Origin of the sequence: Streptomyces sp. NPDC098101 (genome assembly GCF_044760185.1) — a bacterium.
Taxonomy (GTDB): domain Bacteria; phylum Actinomycetota; class Actinomycetes; order Streptomycetales; family Streptomycetaceae; genus Streptomyces.
In genome coordinates this window covers 1705974-1722012 of record NZ_JBIWAS010000001.1, presented here as the reverse complement: position 1 = coordinate 1722012, position 16039 = coordinate 1705974, and the positions used below count along the sequence as shown (strand labels likewise).

The following is a 16039-nucleotide window of genomic DNA, read 5'->3' as shown; positions in this document are numbered from 1 at the left end:
TCCAGGTCGACCAGCCGGATCGACTGGTCGGTGGAGCACACGACCCCCAGGAGCCGTGATGTCCCTGCGACCGGGAGCTCGGCCACCGCGACACCGGTCACCTCGCCCTGCCGACGAGGGGGCATCGCGTGCGCCCGCAGGCCCGAACCCACGTCGCTGACGCTCCAGTTCCCGGAGGTGTCACCGGCCAGGACGAGGTCGCGCGGGCCCGCCGCGTCCGGTGACGGGAGCCTCGCGACGGTCAGCCCCGTAATCGCTCCCGCGAAGGGAGTCGGGCGCAGGGCGTCACGGAACTGCCGGACGTTCCACAGATGGACCGCGCCGTCGTCGCCGCCGGACAGCAGCACTTCGCGGCCCTCCACCGTGGCGATGGCCAGGTCCTTGACCGCGAGGAAGTGGCCGGTGAAGCTGTGGCCCGGGATCGGGGCATACGTGATGACGCCGTCCTCGTACGAGGCGACGGACCAGATGCTGATCCGGCCCATGTGGTCGCCGGTGACGGCCACGGGGGCGCCGCCGAGCCGGCCGCAGAGGAGAGTCCTGCAGTGGGTGACGGCCTCGTAGCCGTCCAGGGGCACCCGGCCCGCCAGCGTTCCCTCTTCGACGTCGTAGAGCCGGATCTCGCCCATCAGCGGGTTCGTCACGGCGACGACCGGTACGTCCTCGGCCGGATCCGCGGCCGGGTCCAGCGGCAGCCGGCCGCCGCCACAGGGCCAGAGGCCGATGTCGCTGTTCCCCCTGAGCAACGGACTGCCGCCCATCGTGGAGGAGCTGACCAGCACGTCGTCGTCACCGAGATCGAGTTCGGCCAGCCTGGTCTCGTACTCCTCCTCCGCCCTGCCCCAGACGACGTGGAGCCGGCCGGGCGCCCGTCCCTCGACGGCGCGCGTCATCCACGTACGGCCCTGCCGTTCAGGCGGGGGGAACGCGCCTGCCGTCCGCCGCAGTCTTCCGTTCCACATGCCGCCCCGCCAGATCCGGAACGAAGCGTCGAGCACCGTGACCTCCGCGTCGACCGGCCCGCCCAGGCAGACCCCGACCGGCCGGTCCTCGCCCATGTCCACCTGGCCGAAGGACGTCGTCGTCCGGGCGTCCCAGAACGTGACCGTGCCGTCGGCGCACACCGTGGCGATGACCTCGTGCGCGACACCGTCCGGGTCGTGGATCGTGGCGGCGTCGAGCGACACCACGGGCCGGGGCTGTACCGGGAGGGAGGCCAGGCGCGGGGTCGTGGAGGTCGCCCACGTACTCCTCAGGGCGCGGGGGCGGCGGTCCGCGAACTCTTCGCCGCTTCCTTCGAGACCGAGGTGCGAGGCGTCGAAGCCGAGGTGCAGGGCGGTGAGCCCGAGCAGCGCGCTCTGTCCGGATCTGTCGTCGAGGAGGGCCGCCCGGCGGGCGCCGTGTCCGACGATCTGCGCGTACGCGGAGAGCGGCCCCCCGCCGTCGAAGCGGTGGAGCACGTGGGGCAGCAGCCGCTCCAGGTCGGCGGCCCCCAGGAAGGCGGGGCTCCGCAGCAGCCGCAGAACGGCGTCGGGGCCCGCCTCCGCCGCGTGGTCGGCGGCGTGCCGCAGCAGATACGGGTGGGCGTACGTCCAGTTGAGCGCGCCGCCCTCACCGGCCGGCACGGTGCTCAGGAGGGCCTCGTAGAACACCGCCGGATCGCCGCGGGAGGCGGTGTGGTCGGCGAGGACCTGGTGGAAGTACCGGTAGAGGACGCGCTGGTCCGTGTCGGCGGCCGTCCGGGTGTAGAAGGCCGCCTTGCCGAGAACGCGCCGGGTGTCGGCGAGCTGGGGGCGGGGCGTGTTCGCCCCGGGCGGATGGTGGGCGAGCGCGGCGGCGTGCACGAGGTCCAGCGGTATGCCCTGGCCGCGGGCCCGGCCGAGGACGTCCAGGACCGGGCGGATCCAGGGATCGGTCGCGGCCAGGGTGGCGATGTGGAGATCGAACACCTCGGTGACGTCGCACGGCGGCTCGGCGGCCTCGGCGGCCGGTGTGCCGCGCAGGTGCTCGGCGTAGACGGCGGCGACGAGGAAGGCCCCGTGGTCGGTGTAGTCGGCGAGCCGGCGCGCGATCGAGCGGACCCTCTCACGGGCATCGAGGTCGCGCGGGCGCAGGAGTCCACGCAGGTAGCCGTCGAGGTCGGCGGCCAGGGCCCGCCGGTCGTCGGCGTCGGCGGGGTCGAGGTCGAGGACGCTCTGTGGGTGTGCGTCCAGATAACGCCGCAACGCGGGCAGGACGTCCCACCAGGGACGGGTGCCGAGCAGGAGCTTGCATCCCCGCGTGTCGGCGCCGGTGACCAGGGGCAGCAGGAACTCGTCGAGCACGGACGCGGGGTCGACGGCCTCGTCCAGGGCGTCGAGGACGACCAGTACGTCACCCGCGGCGGCCAGGTCGTCGAGGAGTCCCGCGGTGGCGTCGCCGGGTGCGGAACCGGTCCGGAGGGCTTGGGCGGTGCTTTGCTGCGCGGATCCGGCACCGTCGGTCCGCTGGGCCCGGAGCTGCCGGCCGAGGGAGTCGGTGATCTGGTCGAGGGTGAGCTGGCGGGCGTGGACGGCGAGGACCGTGGCGGGCCGGCGGGGGTAGAAGTCGTCGACGACCGCCGCGACCCTGTCACCGATCGCTTCGAGCTCGGGGTGCAGCAGGCAGGCGGTGACGCCCAGGAGGGCGGACTTCCCGCTGCCCGGCCCACCGGTGACCACGAGCAGCCGGCGGGCGCCGACGGTGATCCAACGCTGGATGCGGGCGAGCTGTGCGGTACGGCCGGAGAACAGGACGGTCTGCGCCGAGCGGCCTCCGGCGACCCGGTCGCCGAAGTGGAGCGGGTCGACGCCGCGCGTACAGGCCTCGGCGAGACCGCGCAGGGCCGGGTGCAGCCCGGGCAGCCGGTCGGCCCGGGCAACGGAATCGTAGCCGGGATTACGGAAGAAGGGAGGCGTCTCGGGAGCCGCGAGGGCCAGGGGAGAGTGGGTGACGTCCTGGTCGTAACGCCCCTCACCGGTGCCGAGGGACCCGAGCCGGCTGTGGATGGCCCGGGCGAGGGTGAGGAAGGGGACGTACTCCTCACGGCGGCTGATGTCGAGGTCGCCGTCGGCGAGGCTGTGCAGAACCTGCGCGGCTGCCGTGGTGAAGCGCGCGCCGAAGGCGAGGGCGTCGCTCGCGCTGGCACCGATGATCCAGACCCGCGGGTCGGCGTCCTGGGACCGCCGGGCCAGGAGGTTGAGCAGCCTCTCCTCCTCCACCGCCCTGCCCGCCCCGCACACGTCGAGCAGCAGCAGCACCGGCCGGCCGCTGTCGACGGCCGCCGCAATGAGATTGTTGACACGAACGGCAGTGGTGTGGAGACTCGCGCCGAGGTCCTGGATGTCCGAGGTGGCCAGAAACAGATTCCGGCTGACCCTGGAGACGACGCCGTGCCCAGCGAAGTGGACGACGAGCGGTTCACCAACCCCCGAGGCAAGGCCCAGGTGCTGCCACGCCGCCTCGAACTCCGCGCTGGTGCAGTCGATCAGGGCCTCACCGACCTCCACACGCCCACGCGCGAAGGCGGAGGCCAACTCACGGACCGCCGGAGCGACCGCGGGCAGAGGGCGCAGGGAAACCGCCGCACCGGCAGGAGCCGGGGACGCCGGCCCCGCAGTGGGAGCGGGACGGTCGAAGGATCCGACACCGGCCACCAGCGCCCTGGTCATCGCCGCCCCCTCAGGCCAGGTACGGGGCGATCGCGGCAGCGGTCAGCCCGTTGGCGAGATACCCGCCCAGCCCATGGGAACCAAGACCGTTGTCGCAGGTCTCGTCCCGGTCGACAGGAAAAACCGCGGACAGCGGAGCCGGCACGGCGACCACGTCTCCGACGTCCGCGATGTTCACCCAGCGCCCGACACCGGCGGGCTTCGCCCCCCTCCCGTCACGCAGGCCGGGATCGAGCCGGCGCAGAAGCGTGGGCACCCGCAGCGGGGAACCGACGGTGAGCAGGAGACCGACCTCGATGTCCGGGTTGGCGTGCAGCGTCTCGTAAGTGGTGTAGGTGCCCAACGAATGCGCGATGACGACATCGGGGGCGGCTTCACGGAGGGTGTCCGCGATGCGCTCGCGGACAAGCCGGCGCCGGTCCGGCCAGGTGGAATAGGCCTCCACCTCCCGCAGGTTGGCGACGACGGCCTGCTGCACCCGCTCGGACGTCTGGTCCCGCAGCCACCGGGCCCCACGGCTGACACGCTCACGCAAGAGCTGGTCCAGCATCCACTTGACGGGTGCCAGACCGACATTCATGGCATCCTCGGGCACAGTCACCCCGGCGGCAGAGAGCCACTCGCCAACCTCGGCGGTCTCCCGCTCGTCCAGGTCGTCGAAGTCCGGCATCTCCTCTGCCGCCTGGGCGTCCTCTGGCAGTTCCCGACGCAAGAGATCCGCGTAGTAGGCGACCTCAAGGTCCGGCACCGGGGTGCCGGGCGACACCACGGCGAGGCTCCCGGCGAGTCGCCGCCGCCAGGACTCCGCCCGGCGCCGGGCGGCTTCGGGGGGTGTGGCGCCCCGCAGGAAATTGAACATGCCGTGCACCACGACGACCGCTGCCATCCCCGTCCCTCCCCGGACACCGCTGGACGGTGCGCGTGCCCCCGCACGTGCTACCCATCACCCGGGCACGACACACACCGCACCCATGGCGTGACGGTCCCGCGAACCATGCCCGGGGGACGCGCCACGGCAGCGGCCAGGCGGCATCCTCGACGTGGTCGGGAAGACCGCGACGACCCTCACCCCGGCCAGTGGCTCCGACACCCGGCCCGACACCGGCAGCTGACCGGGCCGAGCTTCGGTCCGCACCTCATGCCCCTGATCCGCGTCCGTGAGCCTTTTCCTTCCTCACGCCGAGACGTGACGAAGGACGAAGACGGCCTGGACGAGCGTGGTGAAACCGTGCCACCCGCCGGGGTGAGGGCGACACGGGGCGCTGCGCGTGCTTCCGATCCTCACGCCGTCCCGGGGACCGTTCAGACCTCCGGAACGGTCCCGGGAGGCCGGCGCTTGGTGTCGTCTGCAGCGCGCATTGCGAGAATGCTTCCTGTTAGCGCGTTTCGATCAGGGGTGGGTTCGTTGGGCTGGTGGGCGGAAAGGCTCCTCCGGGACGGGGAGCGTCCTGCGTGGGCGTGGATTCCAATGAAGTCCGTGGGGCCCATACGGTTCGGTCAGAGCAAGGAGGAAGTCTCAGCCGCCGACTGCTCCCTTCGCATGACGCAAGGGCCGAACCGTCCCGAGTCACCGCTTGCCTGAATCTCGCCCAGGGCCTGCCGTCGGCTGTCCTGTCCACCATCACTGGCGTGTACGCGATCACGGCCGAGCGGTGCCCGACCAGGGCGCCTGTCCAGTCGGCCGGCGCCAGGCGGACAGCGCGCGCCGAATGACATACCCAGCCGGTCAAGTAGGCGGAGTACCAGGTCAGCGACGGGTCTGCCAGAGCACCTCCCTGCGTCCGGCTACGCGGCATGTCAGTGGCAGGAGCGATCCTTTCCGTGTGACGAACCATGATGACTGCCGTATTGCCGCTCAGGCTCTCCACGGGCAATTGCCCGACCCACGTTCCGTGATCGAGTGCACGGACTGGAGCGCGCTGGAGCACGCCTACGGGAAGGCGCAGGACACGCCCCTCCACCTTGTCCAGCTCTTGGCGGAGGATCCGGAGGTTCAAGCGGGAGCGCTGGGACTGCTGGACATGTCCGTTCTGCACCAGGAGTCCTTGTACAGCGCGACGGTGCCGGCCGCGCTGTACGTGGCCGCGGTATTGAACGACCCCCGTACTCTGGCCCGTCACGAGGACTTCTCCACCTGGGACGGACGACCTCGGCCATTGCGCGCCGCTTTGCTGGAATGGCTGGGACAGATCGCGGATTCGGCGGCGTACGGCGAGACGACCGACGAGGAGGACGGCAACGATCCGGGCGTCACCGATGCGGTCCGCGCAATCCGCGGCACGATTCACGACGCCGCATTCACCCACCTCCTGGCTCCGGACCCCACCGTCCGATCCGCCGCCCTCAACGCCACCGCCGCACTCCTCCGGTCTCCCGAACTGGCCAGTCGAGTCTCCAGAACCACCCAGATTCTTCGGCAACTGCTCGCCAAGAGCACCGACCGGCGTGAGCGCGCCACCATCGTCTTGACCATGGGCGCCTGGGGAGCGGATGTCGCAAGCTGGCTCACGGATCCCGACCCCGCTATCCGTGCCTGCGCCGCTCTGTCACCGGGGTGCGCCGACAACGCCAAGGCGACGAGGACGATTCTCCGTGCTCTGCGCGAACCCGAAGCCATCGACTCCTGGTTCCTCGAACCCACGGCCGCCGACCCTTGGGCCGGGGAACCGCTTCCGCACATCGAAGGCCGTCTGCGGCACGCCCTGCTGTCCGCGGCCATCGAACGCGCTGCCGGCTTCGAGGAACTCCTGCCGGTCGCCATGGCTTCCGTACCGTTCTGCAGCAACCTCACCATCGCCGAAGACTGGGGACCGCTACTCGCCGCGGCATTCCCTTCCGGTTATGACCGAAACGCCCAGTTCACTCCAGCCCAGCACCGTTATCTGAGCGCTCTCGCCGATCGCGACGTGTGCTGGCGATACACCCACCTCGTCACCTCGTGGTTCAGCGACGTCGGCCTTCCCTCAGACCAGAACGCCATCAAAGCCCTCCTGGCCGGGTCGTACCCACACCGGTAGCGACGTCGGTACGGACCTCTCAAGCACCAGCACCAGCACCAGCACCAGCACCAGCACCAGCACCAGGCAGGAATATCGCACGGTTCGAATGGCACCCCGCCAGTTGCTTCTGGAGATTCTCTCCGTCGGCTGCCCGCGGACTCCTTCGGCCCGGAGAGGGTCGGCCGGACCCTTCTGGAGGGCCTGGCTGCGGGCGACGTCACCTGTACGAAGACGCATATGGTCATCGCCCCGGCCGTCTCCGGTTCGCTGCCGGGCTCCTCACCCGGGAGGGCCAGGACACCGGCGAGGTCTTGGCCGGGCTCCGGCACGGTGCGGTCCGGGGGCGCCGCGAGGGGAACGTCCGGACCCTGTGCGTGTCAACAGCCCTCGGGGTCCTGCTCCTGGTCGCCCACATCGAGACCGACTGACTCCCCCGAAGCCCCGGCGAAAGACCCAGCAGGTCCACCTGCCCCTAGTTGTTCTGCCAGCGGCAGAACAGCGGTCCGACTGGACTCGACGATCACTACAGTCCGGTCGCATGACGACGATTACGACGCGCACGGTCGAGTATCCGGCCGACGGTCTGACGATGGTCGGGCACCTCGCCCTGCCGGCCGGAGTCGACCGGCGGTCGGCGGTGCTGCTCGGGCCGGAGGGGATGGGGCTCAGCGACGTCGAGCGCCGCCGGGCCGATGCTCTCGCCGAGCTGGGGTACGTAGCGCTGGCCTTCGACCTTCACGGCGGGCGCTATTTGGGTGACCCCGAGGAGATGCTGGCCCGTTGTCTGCCGCTGCTCGCCGATCCCGACCGGATGCGGGGCATCGGCCATGCGGCGCTCGACGTGTTGCGCGCCGAGCCGCGGACCGATCCCGGCCGGATCGCCGCCGTCGGCTACGGCACCGGGGGCGCCGTCGCGCTGGAACTCGGGCGCGACGGCGTCGACCTGCGCGCGATCGGGACGGTCAACGGACTGACCACGGGCCGGCCGGGCGAGGCGGCGCGCATCCGCTGTCCGGTGTGGGCCGGGGTCGGTTCGGAGGACCCGATCATGCCGGCCGCGCAACGGGGCGCGTTCACCACAGAGATGCAGGCCGCGGGCGTCGACTGGCGCCTCGTGGTCTACGGCGGCGCCTTGCACGCCTTCCACCACCCGCCGGTCGACCATCCCGTGGTCCCCGGCGTCGGCTACCACCCACGGCACGCGCGGCGCGCCTGGCACGATGTCGTCGGCCTGCTCGCCGAGTGCCTGACCGTAGCGGAGTGATCTGGTCGGCAACCGCGATTCCGGGCCACGGGTTAGCCCCGTCGGCCTCCATCGGCTCCGGTGGTCTCGCGCTCGACGCGGTCTGCCGCCCGGGGCCGTGGGGAGACGCAGACGCAGGGCGGTCGTCGGGGCCCGTAACTGGGGCGAGGAACGCTTCGCGGGCGGCTGGTTCGCCGAGAGGCACGAAGGCATTGCATCATTCATCAACCGCGAGTTGAAATCGCCGCTCACGGACCAGCCCTTGGAGGGGTTCTGATGATCAGAAGAGCCAGCCTTACCGTCGCGGCGGTATCGTTCATGCTTCTCGTCGGCTGCAGTGGTTCGCAGGAGGACACCGCCGACGCACCGCGTCCCGGCACGTCGACCGGAGCGCAGTCGCCCACAGCCACGGACGACGGCAACCGCAACGGCACAGTCGAGTGCGCCAACCGGCCCGGGCCGGCCGATGCGGACAAGCAGTACGGGGAAGGCGTTTACCGCGTGCCCGAAGACATGTGTCCCGGCACCTACTCCACGCTCGGCGCGGTCGACGCCTCCGCAGGCCGATGCAGTATCGGCAACGACTCGACCGACCCGGGTGCCAAGGTGAAGGCGCGCTACGTCCCGGCAGGCGAGATGGCCACCTTCGAGGTCGAGCTCGTGGACGAGCAGATCGAGATCTCCGGAAACTGCGAACCGTGGCTCCGCGTCGAGTAGCCGTCCGGCTCGTCCGGTACCGAGAAACGGCGCCTGACTCCGGCAGCCGGCCCCTGACTGCGCCGGCACCGGATTTCACCAGGACTAAGGCAACGTGGTCGGCCTCTTCCGGCCGTCGTGGCCCCGGCCGTTCAGCAGAAGCCTTGGACCGCGCGGCGGTGCACGTGGGCCCTGACCGGTCCGGATCACTTCCCGGTCCCCGGCCCGTCGGCCGCGTGGCTACGGGCTGCTGCCCGTAGCCACGCTCACGAGGACCCGGAGCGTCGGGAATCGCACGGTCGGCAGGACGGTCCGGGCGGCCGTGGTCCGTCAGTAGAGCTGGTGGTCGCTCCACAGTGAGCCGGTGGGCTGCCGGGTGGCGAACGGTGCTGCCCACTGGCCCGTGCCCCGGTGGAGGAGGAGGGCGGTCTGCGGTGCGTCGGGGGCCGGGTTCCCGTCCACTTCCTCTCCTACGAGGTCGTTGCGGCCGTCGCCGTCCACGTCGCCGACTCCGAGGATCTGCTCGTAGCGCTGCCAGCCGCCGCCGATCCGGGTGCGGGCGGCGAAGGTGCCGTCGCCCTTGCCGAGGTAGAGCCACAGGACGCCGTCCCGGTCGCGGGCGACGAGGTCGCCGGCAGCGGCGCCCGCGAGGTTGCCGGTGGCCGTGATCTGGTTGTAGACCTGCCAGCCGCCGCCGATCTTCACGCGCGGCTTGAAGGGGGCCGTGGCGCTGCCGGTGCCGCGGTACAGCCACAGGACGCCGGAGCGGTCGGTGGCCAGAAGGTCGTCGCGTCCGTCACCGTTCAGGTCGGAGCCGCCGGTGAGTTTGTCGTACACCTGCCAGCCCCCGCCGATCCGGGTGCGCGGCGCGAAGGGCGCCTTGTGGGTGCCCTTGCCCGCGTAGAACCAGAGCACGCCGGAACGGTCGCGGGCGACGAGGTCGGCGTCGCGGGTGCCGGCGATGTCCCCGGTGGGGGTGATGCGGTCGTAGATGTTCCAGCCGCCGCCGACCTCTGCCTCGTACGGCTGCTGGAAGGGCTTCAGGCTCCGCAGCTGCCGGAGGTCGTACACGCCGAGGTGGCCGGAGCCCGAGCGGGAGAGGACGTCCGGCGAGCCGTTGGCGTCGAAGTCGTGCGGGCGGGGCGCGCGGGTCAGCGTGAACGCGCCCTGGCGCTCGACGGCCGGGCCGATGCCGTTGGCGGGCTCGGCGCGCATCGTCCAGGTGTAAGCGCCGTTGTGGGCCGGGAGGCCGTCGTCGTACAGGCCGTTCCAGTCGAGCGGGAAGGCGGTGACCCCTTCGCCGGGCGTCTTGGCGGTGACCCCTTCGCCGGGCGTCTTGGCGGTGACCTTCACGGTCCGGCCGGAGGCCGTGTGCTTCAGGACGAGGGAGGCCTTGGCGTTGGAGCGGCTGAGCGTCCAGCCGGCCGGCAGCTTGCCGCCCGCACGGTCGAAGTCGACGGTGCCGGCCGGCGGGAGGGTCTGTGCCACCGCGGTGAGGGCGGTCGGCTGTCCGGAGGAGCGGACGAGGGTCGCGGCGGGCCTGCCGGTGGCGGCGTCCGGGGCGATCCGGTAGAGGCCCTCGCCCTGGGCGAGGGTGCCGCCGACGGCGAGCAGGCCGCCGTCGCCGTCGGGGACCAGGGACGTCGCGTGGTCCAGGAGCGGGAACGTCACGCCGGTCTTCACCGAGCGGACGGTGAGCGCGTGGAGGTCGTTCCGGGAGAGCGCGGCACCGCCGCCCGGCTGGGTGTACGCGGTCCAGTCGCCGAGGGTGCGGAGCACGGCGCCGGTCGCGGTACCCGGGGAGTCCAGCGGCACCGGCTGGGCCTGGTTCGTGCCTCTGGGGGCGACGACCAGCCTCTTGTCCGGGGAGGAGGCGTTCTCCAGCCAGATCGCGTGGGCCGGGGTCAGGGTGACGGACTCGACGTAGGCCGAATAGGCGAGGGCATACGACTCGACGACCTCGCCGGTGGTCACGTCCACCACCCCGAGCCGGCGCGACGCGGTGGCCGGCGAGCGGAGGATCACCGCGAAAGTGCCGGGGCCGGTGGCGTAGTCCCGCCAGGAATCCCATCCCTCCGGCAGCGCCACCGTCCGGGAGACCACCTCACCGGCTTCCAGGGAGACCAGGTGGTGCCGGTCCACGCCGTCCACCCGGCCCGACATCACCAGCGTGGTGCCGACGACCTGCCGGAGCGTGTACCCGGCGGCCTGCGCCCCGAGCGCGGACGTGTCGATCACGACCGGCTTCGCCGCCCCGCCCATGTCGGTGAGCGTGTACACCGTCCCGGCCCGGGAAACGACCAGGTCGGTGCCCGGGCTGCCCCAGAAGGTCCCGGCGGGAAGCGTCGTCGTGACGCCGTCCGCGTGCCGCGTCCACCGGTGAACGGTGCGGCTGCCCGTGCCCGTACGGGTGAGCATTCCGCTCCTGCCCGCGCTGACGATCTCCGAGCCGACGGGAACGGTCAGCGGCGGGGCCACCTCGGCCTCGGCGGGCACGGGCGCGGGTGACTGCGGCGGTGCCGCGAACGCCGGGGCCGTCAGGCCGCCGCCCGTCGCGGCGAGGACGAGAGCGACGGTGGTGGCGAGCGTACGGTTCAACGGAGTGTGCCTCCCCTTGGGGTCGTGGGCTGTGACGGGATACGACACGCACGTCACAGCCGCATGACTCGTGAGGTGCCAGAGGGGTTGTATGCCGGGTCGAAGAACTTCGTAGTCCGTCAGGTCCAGGGTTCCTCCATCGCCTGGACGACCGGCCGGCTCCCGTTGTCGAGGGCGTTCGGGAGCGACAGCTTCTTCCAGGGGCGCGAACGGGGCGTGGGCGTCGCCGGCGGCCGCTTCGGGCCGGGCGTGCGGGCGGCCGACCTTGCTGGTCATCTTGATCACGGTGTGCGTGGGTCGGTCGCGGTGTGGGTGGACCCTGATGCCGGTGTGCTCGCCTTCTTCACCCGAGCGGCGCGCCCGGGGGCTGTCCCTGCCTGTGTCGTCGCTTTCGGTGGCTGCACGACGTGGCTGGGCAACCTGGCCGCGTACTGGCCGGCGGTGCCGGGGGCGGGGGCCATGGGCGGGTCTCCCTTGGTGTCGGTCAGGTGATACGGGCGGCCAGGGCGGTGGTGTTGTCCGCGCAGGGGTTTCGTACCGCGTGGGCACGCCGGACCCGGGCCGCGTAGATGCCCGATCGCCGGGTGACCCCAGCGGCGTTCCGTCTCCTCGTCGTGGGCTCCTCCGAGGCAGACGGCCGGGATCTGCCGACAGACGGATGACGGAGTGGGCCCGGGCTTCGTCCTCGTTGGCCCTGCTCTGTCGAAACCGGTTCCTCGTCTTACCCGGGTTCGGACGAACCTGCCTCGCTGCCGCTGAGCGCTGTGCCGTGGTGGACCGCGTCGAGGCGGGCGAGTTCGGTGGTGGTCAGGCGTAGGGCGCCGGCGGCGATGTTGGCCTGCAGGTGGGCCGGGTCGCCCGTGCCGGGGATGGCCAGGACGTGTGGTCCCTGGTGGAGCGTCCAGGCGATGCGGACCTGTGCGGGCGTCACGCCGCGCGCCCGGGCCACCGCTCGTACCTCCTCGTGCTCGTCTCCGGTCGCCCCGGCCTGCCGGCCGTCGGCGGCGAGGGCGTAGAACGGCACGAAGGCGACGCCCAGTTCGCCGCAGTGCCGTACGAAGGCCTCCTGGTCGGGGCGGACTCCGAGGCCATACATGTTCTGCACGCACGCCACCGGCGCGATCGCTTGCGCCTCGGCAAGGTGCTCGGGGGTGACGTTCGACAGTCCCAGGTGCCGGATCAGCCCCGCCTGGCGCAGTTCGGCCAGGACGCCGAACCGCTCGGCCACCGGGGCGGTCCCGACGATCCGGAGGTTCACCAGGTCCAGGTGGTCGCGGCCGAGCTGGCGCAGGTTCTCCTCGACCAGGCCCCGGAGTTCTCGTGGTCCGGCGTGCGGGAGCCAGGCGCCGGACGGGTCACGGGGCTGTCCGACTTTGGTCGCGATGACGAGGTCGTCCGGGTAGGGCGCCAGGGCCCGGTTGATCAGCTCGTTCGCGGAGCGCAGCGGGGAGAAGTAGAAGGCGGCGGTGTCGATGTGGTTGACGCCGAGTTCCACGGCGCGGCGCAGGACGGCGATCGCCTGGTCGCGGTCGCGGGAGACGGAGTTGGGTATAAGGGCCTCACCGGTCTGCGGCAGCCGCATCGCGCCGAAGCCGATCCGGCGGACGGTGAGGTCGCCCAGCGTCCACGTGCCCGCCGTCGAGGCGTCGATCTCCAAGTCGTTCATACGGTTGATGTGGTTCATGTGGGAAGGGTCTTTGGGCGGTACGCTCGGTGCCATTGATTCGGGCATACCTGAATTCTCGAACCGGACGGCGGACGGGCACGGTGGCGGACCTTTCGTTCTCGACGGACGACCTGGCGCGGATGCGGTTCTGCGTCTCGCCGATGTGGCAGGTGGGGACGAGCTTTGGGCTCCTACGCTCCGGGGTCGCCGACCCGCTGCACCGTCGCTGGCTGGATCAGGTGCGCCCCCGGGTCACGGCCGCCGGGCTCGACCGCGGATGGCTGTCGGACCTGATCCCGGCCGCCGCCGGGTACGTACCGGACTTCCTGAACCCCACGCCGCCCGGCCCGGCGCCGACACTCGCCGAGGAACTCGCGGCCGTCGCGGCGACCACGCCCGAGCGGGTGCGGCGGGACCTGGAGCACCTGCGCCGCCACGAGGGCCGGCTCACCGGCCGCCTCCGCACGCTCCACGCCGATCCGCGGCGCGGGCTGGAGCGGCTGGCGGAGGAGATCGAGGCGTACTGGGAGCTGGCCCTCGCACCGTACTGGAGTCGCGTTCGGGCGCTGCTCGACGCCGATGTCCGTCACCGGGCCCGGCAAGCGGCCGAGCACGGAGCCGGGTACCTCTTCAACGAGCTTCATCCTCTGGCCAGTTGGCACGAGGACGTGCTGCGGCTGGTCCACCGCCGACCGCGCGCCTTCAGCCGGGCGGTCGCGGGCAGCGGACTGGTGCTGGTCCCGTGCGCCTTCAAAGGGCCGGGCCTGTCGACCCTCGTCGCGCCCTCGCAACCGCCCCAGCTCGCCTACCGTGCCCGTGGCGTCGGGACCCTGTGGGAACCCCGGCCCGTCACCGGCACCGCGGCCCTGGCGGCCGTGCTGGGCCGCACCCGTGCCCTCCTCCTGGCCGAGCTGGACGCACCGGCCACCACCACCGAACTGGCCGCCCGCACCGGCGCCTCCATGGCCGCCGTCTCCCAGAACCTCACCGCCCTGCGCAACGCCGGCCTCGTCACCGCCCACCGCACCGGCCGCGCCGTCCTGTACGCCCGGACCGAAACCGCCGAGGCCCTTCTCGCCCCGCTCGCTTCCGCTTCCTGATACCTGGCCTTGAAGCCCCCGGCTGTTTTCCGGCTCCGGATAAAGCCGCTCGTTTTCCTGGAAAGCCTGGGTGATCAGGGCTACGCCGTCGTCGACCTCCTCGGTCCGCCAGCCGTGGATGCCCCCAGCAGCAGACCGTCCAGCGGGCCGCCTACGACGGTACAAACCCCTCCGTGGCCGCCGTGGGCCGTGGCAGACGCGGCGTCGGCCAAGTCGGCTTCCACGCCCAGGCCGCCCACCGCTCCGCCTGCGCGAAGACACCCGTACGTTCGGCGAGCATCGCCAGTACTTGGGCGCGCGCGTCGTCGACGGCCCGGTGTTCGGTGTCGAAGCCGGTCCGGTGGCGGCGGGGTGGGGCGTTCGAAGTTGACGTACTAGTTCCGCAGCCGGCGCCCACCTTCATCAGCCCCGGCCGGGACAGGCAAGCCTCTGTACGGGGCGGTTCGGGTTCCTCGGGCTGCGCTTGCCATCCTTGGGGCCGTCCCCGGCTTCGCTCGTGGCCGGGAGAAGCACTGGGACGAGGTCCTCGACTCGACCGCCAAGGGCTTCTTCCTCTGGGTCGGCCTGCCACTGCCCGAAATTGGGGCCTTGGGATCGCACCGGGGTAGATACCATGCGCACCGTCTGTGGTGCGCAGGCGTAGGACCTGTCAAGGAGAACACCCACCATGAAGGTGACCCGCCACACCCTCACCGCTGCCGTCACGGCCGCGTTCGCCGTCGTCGCGCTGAGCGCCTGCAGCCCCGAGTCGCCCTCTCCGGAGCCGACGAAGACGGTCACCGGTGTGCCGACCACGATCGTTCCGACCCAGCCGACCACCGTCCCGGCCACCACCGCCCCGACACCTACGCAGGAGCCGACCCCGGAGCCCACCGAGCCCCCGGCCACCGCAGAGCTGTCGGAGGTCCCGAACGTCGTCGGCATGAACCACGCCGAGGCCCAGAACCTGCTGCGCAGCAAGGGGTTCATGGTGAACGAAGAGGATGCCGGCCCCGAGGGCCGCATGATCCTCAACAACCACAACTGGAAGGTGTGCCGCCAGGACCCGGCCCCGGGCGCGTCGGACGTCCTGCGTGTCGCGATCTACTCGGTCAAGCTCTCCGAGTCCTGTTGACACCTTCTTCCGTCGTGGTCCTGGCGCGCAGAGAGCAGCCGCGCCGCCGGACGGGGTCGTTCAGCAGGCCGGGTCCACCCCGCGGGCACGAGGAACAGAATTCCCGACTCCTCTTCGGTGTGCGGTCAGGATCAGTCCCGGAGAGCGCGGGGATTCAGAGCAACGATCACGTCCCGTAGGTGCGCCAACCGTTCTGCTTCCGGTCTGCGCCCCGTGCGAGGGCTCCAGTTGGGGAACGCTCCGGTGGCGCAACCATCGCCTCGTGGGCAACCCGGCGAATCAACCACGCCAGGCGGGGATCCGCTGTCAAGATGGTCGGGAGGACGAGGAGGCTGTCGTGAACGAACCGCTGCCCATCGACGGCAAGGGGCCGAAGGTGCCGCCGACCTATCCGCCCCGTACCCCGCCCCCGCAGAAGAAGCCCGTCGAGCCGCCTCGGCCGCAGCCGAAGACGAAGCCCGTCTCCACCACGCCGGCCGTCGGCTCGCTGCCGCTTCCCGGCCCCGGTCAGGCCCGCGTACAGACCCGTCGGCCTCGGATGACCGTCCGGGCCCGGCGCGCCGCGAACTGGGCGCTCACGGCGTATCCGTGGACCGCCGCCCAGGTCGTCGACAAGGCCACCAGCACCGTCCGTGCCTGGGGTTATGTGCACCCCGGCGACGAAAACCTCGCAGCGACCGTTCGTCTTCTCGTCGGCGCCGCCACCGTCGACCAGGGCCGGCGCATCAGCGTGCACCTCGCCGACCAGGACGACATGCTCCTCATCGCCGTCCTCAGCCACACCGGGTCCGAACCCGACGAGACGATCCTCACCGGCCTCGCCGCCGTCCCCGGCACCGCCAGCTGCGGCACCGACGTCTCCCAGGACGGCCGTCGCGTATGGGCGGTGCTGTCCACCGAGCGCCCCCGTACCCGTACCACCCCTGCGGCCTGA

The 16039-nt window shown here is 71.6% G+C and carries 10 protein-coding genes; 6 read left to right on the top strand and 4 right to left on the bottom strand.

The window, feature by feature from the left end; genetic code table 11:
• Positions 1-3527: hypothetical protein (locus ACIQVI_RS07225; protein WP_403592148.1), on the bottom strand; the 3527-nt coding region annotated here is incomplete at its 3' end.
• 172 nt (positions 3528-3699) lie between these two features.
• A complete protein-coding gene (locus tag ACIQVI_RS07220; RefSeq protein WP_351970073.1) occupies positions 3700-4575 on the bottom strand; it encodes a hypothetical protein in 876 nt (291 codons plus the stop codon).
• Between the two features lie 937 nt (positions 4576-5512).
• On the opposite strand from ACIQVI_RS07220, the gene ACIQVI_RS07215 reads away from it, so the two are divergent.
• From ACIQVI_RS07215 to ACIQVI_RS07205, 3 genes are all read left to right on the top strand, one after another.
• Positions 5513-6706 (top strand): HEAT repeat domain-containing protein, encoded by a 1194-nt coding sequence (locus ACIQVI_RS07215; RefSeq protein ID WP_403592145.1) that lies wholly within the window; start codon positions 5513-5515, stop codon positions 6704-6706.
• Between the two features lie 520 nt (positions 6707-7226).
• Positions 7227-7952 (top strand): dienelactone hydrolase family protein, encoded by a 726-nt coding sequence (locus ACIQVI_RS07210; protein ID WP_403592142.1) that lies wholly within the window; start codon positions 7227-7229, stop codon positions 7950-7952.
• A 255-nt stretch (positions 7953-8207) separates the two neighbouring features.
• A complete protein-coding gene (locus ACIQVI_RS07205; RefSeq protein ID WP_403592138.1) occupies positions 8208-8648 on the top strand; it encodes a hypothetical protein in 441 nt (146 codons plus the stop codon).
• 309 nt (positions 8649-8957) lie between these two features.
• On the opposite strand, the gene ACIQVI_RS07200 is transcribed toward ACIQVI_RS07205, so the two are convergent.
• The gene (locus tag ACIQVI_RS07200; RefSeq protein ID WP_403592136.1) at positions 8958-11225 is read right to left on the bottom strand and encodes an FG-GAP repeat domain-containing protein; all 2268 of its coding nucleotides are present in this window, start codon (positions 11223-11225) and stop codon (positions 8958-8960) included.
• Positions 11226-11946: 721 nt separating this feature from the next.
• Positions 11947-12909, bottom strand: coding sequence for an aldo/keto reductase (locus ACIQVI_RS07195; RefSeq protein WP_403592133.1), 963 nt, complete (start codon positions 12907-12909; stop codon positions 11947-11949).
• Between the two features lie 83 nt (positions 12910-12992).
• Here ACIQVI_RS07195 and ACIQVI_RS07190 point away from each other — a divergent pair, with 83 nt between their 5' ends.
• From ACIQVI_RS07190 to ACIQVI_RS07180, 3 genes are all read left to right on the top strand, one after another.
• Positions 12993-13991, top strand: a complete 999-nt coding sequence (locus ACIQVI_RS07190) for a DUF5937 family protein (protein WP_403592130.1) — start codon at positions 12993-12995, stop codon at positions 13989-13991.
• Positions 13992-14658: 667 nt separating this feature from the next.
• Positions 14659-15105, top strand: a complete 447-nt coding sequence (locus tag ACIQVI_RS07185; RefSeq protein WP_403592127.1) for a PASTA domain-containing protein — start codon at positions 14659-14661, stop codon at positions 15103-15105.
• A gap of 337 nt (positions 15106-15442) precedes the next feature.
• A complete protein-coding gene (locus tag ACIQVI_RS07180) occupies positions 15443-16039 on the top strand; it encodes a hypothetical protein (protein WP_403592124.1) in 597 nt (198 codons plus the stop codon).

Bases quoted from the DNA above. Each gene is read 5' to 3' on its own strand.
- ACIQVI_RS07220 (WP_351970073.1), bottom strand. From the start codon at position 4,575: ATGGCAGCGGTCGTCGTGGTGCACGGCATGTTCAATTTCCTGCGGGGC.
- ACIQVI_RS07185 (WP_403592127.1), top strand. From the start codon at position 14,659: ATGAAGGTGACCCGCCACACCCTCACCGCTGCCGTCACGGCCGCGTTC.
- ACIQVI_RS07195 (WP_403592133.1), bottom strand. From the start codon at position 12,909: ATGAACCACATCAACCGTATGAACGACTTGGAGATCGACGCCTCGACG.
- ACIQVI_RS07205 (WP_403592138.1), top strand. From the start codon at position 8,208: ATGATCAGAAGAGCCAGCCTTACCGTCGCGGCGGTATCGTTCATGCTT.
- ACIQVI_RS07210 (WP_403592142.1), top strand. From the start codon at position 7,227: ATGACGACGATTACGACGCGCACGGTCGAGTATCCGGCCGACGGTCTG.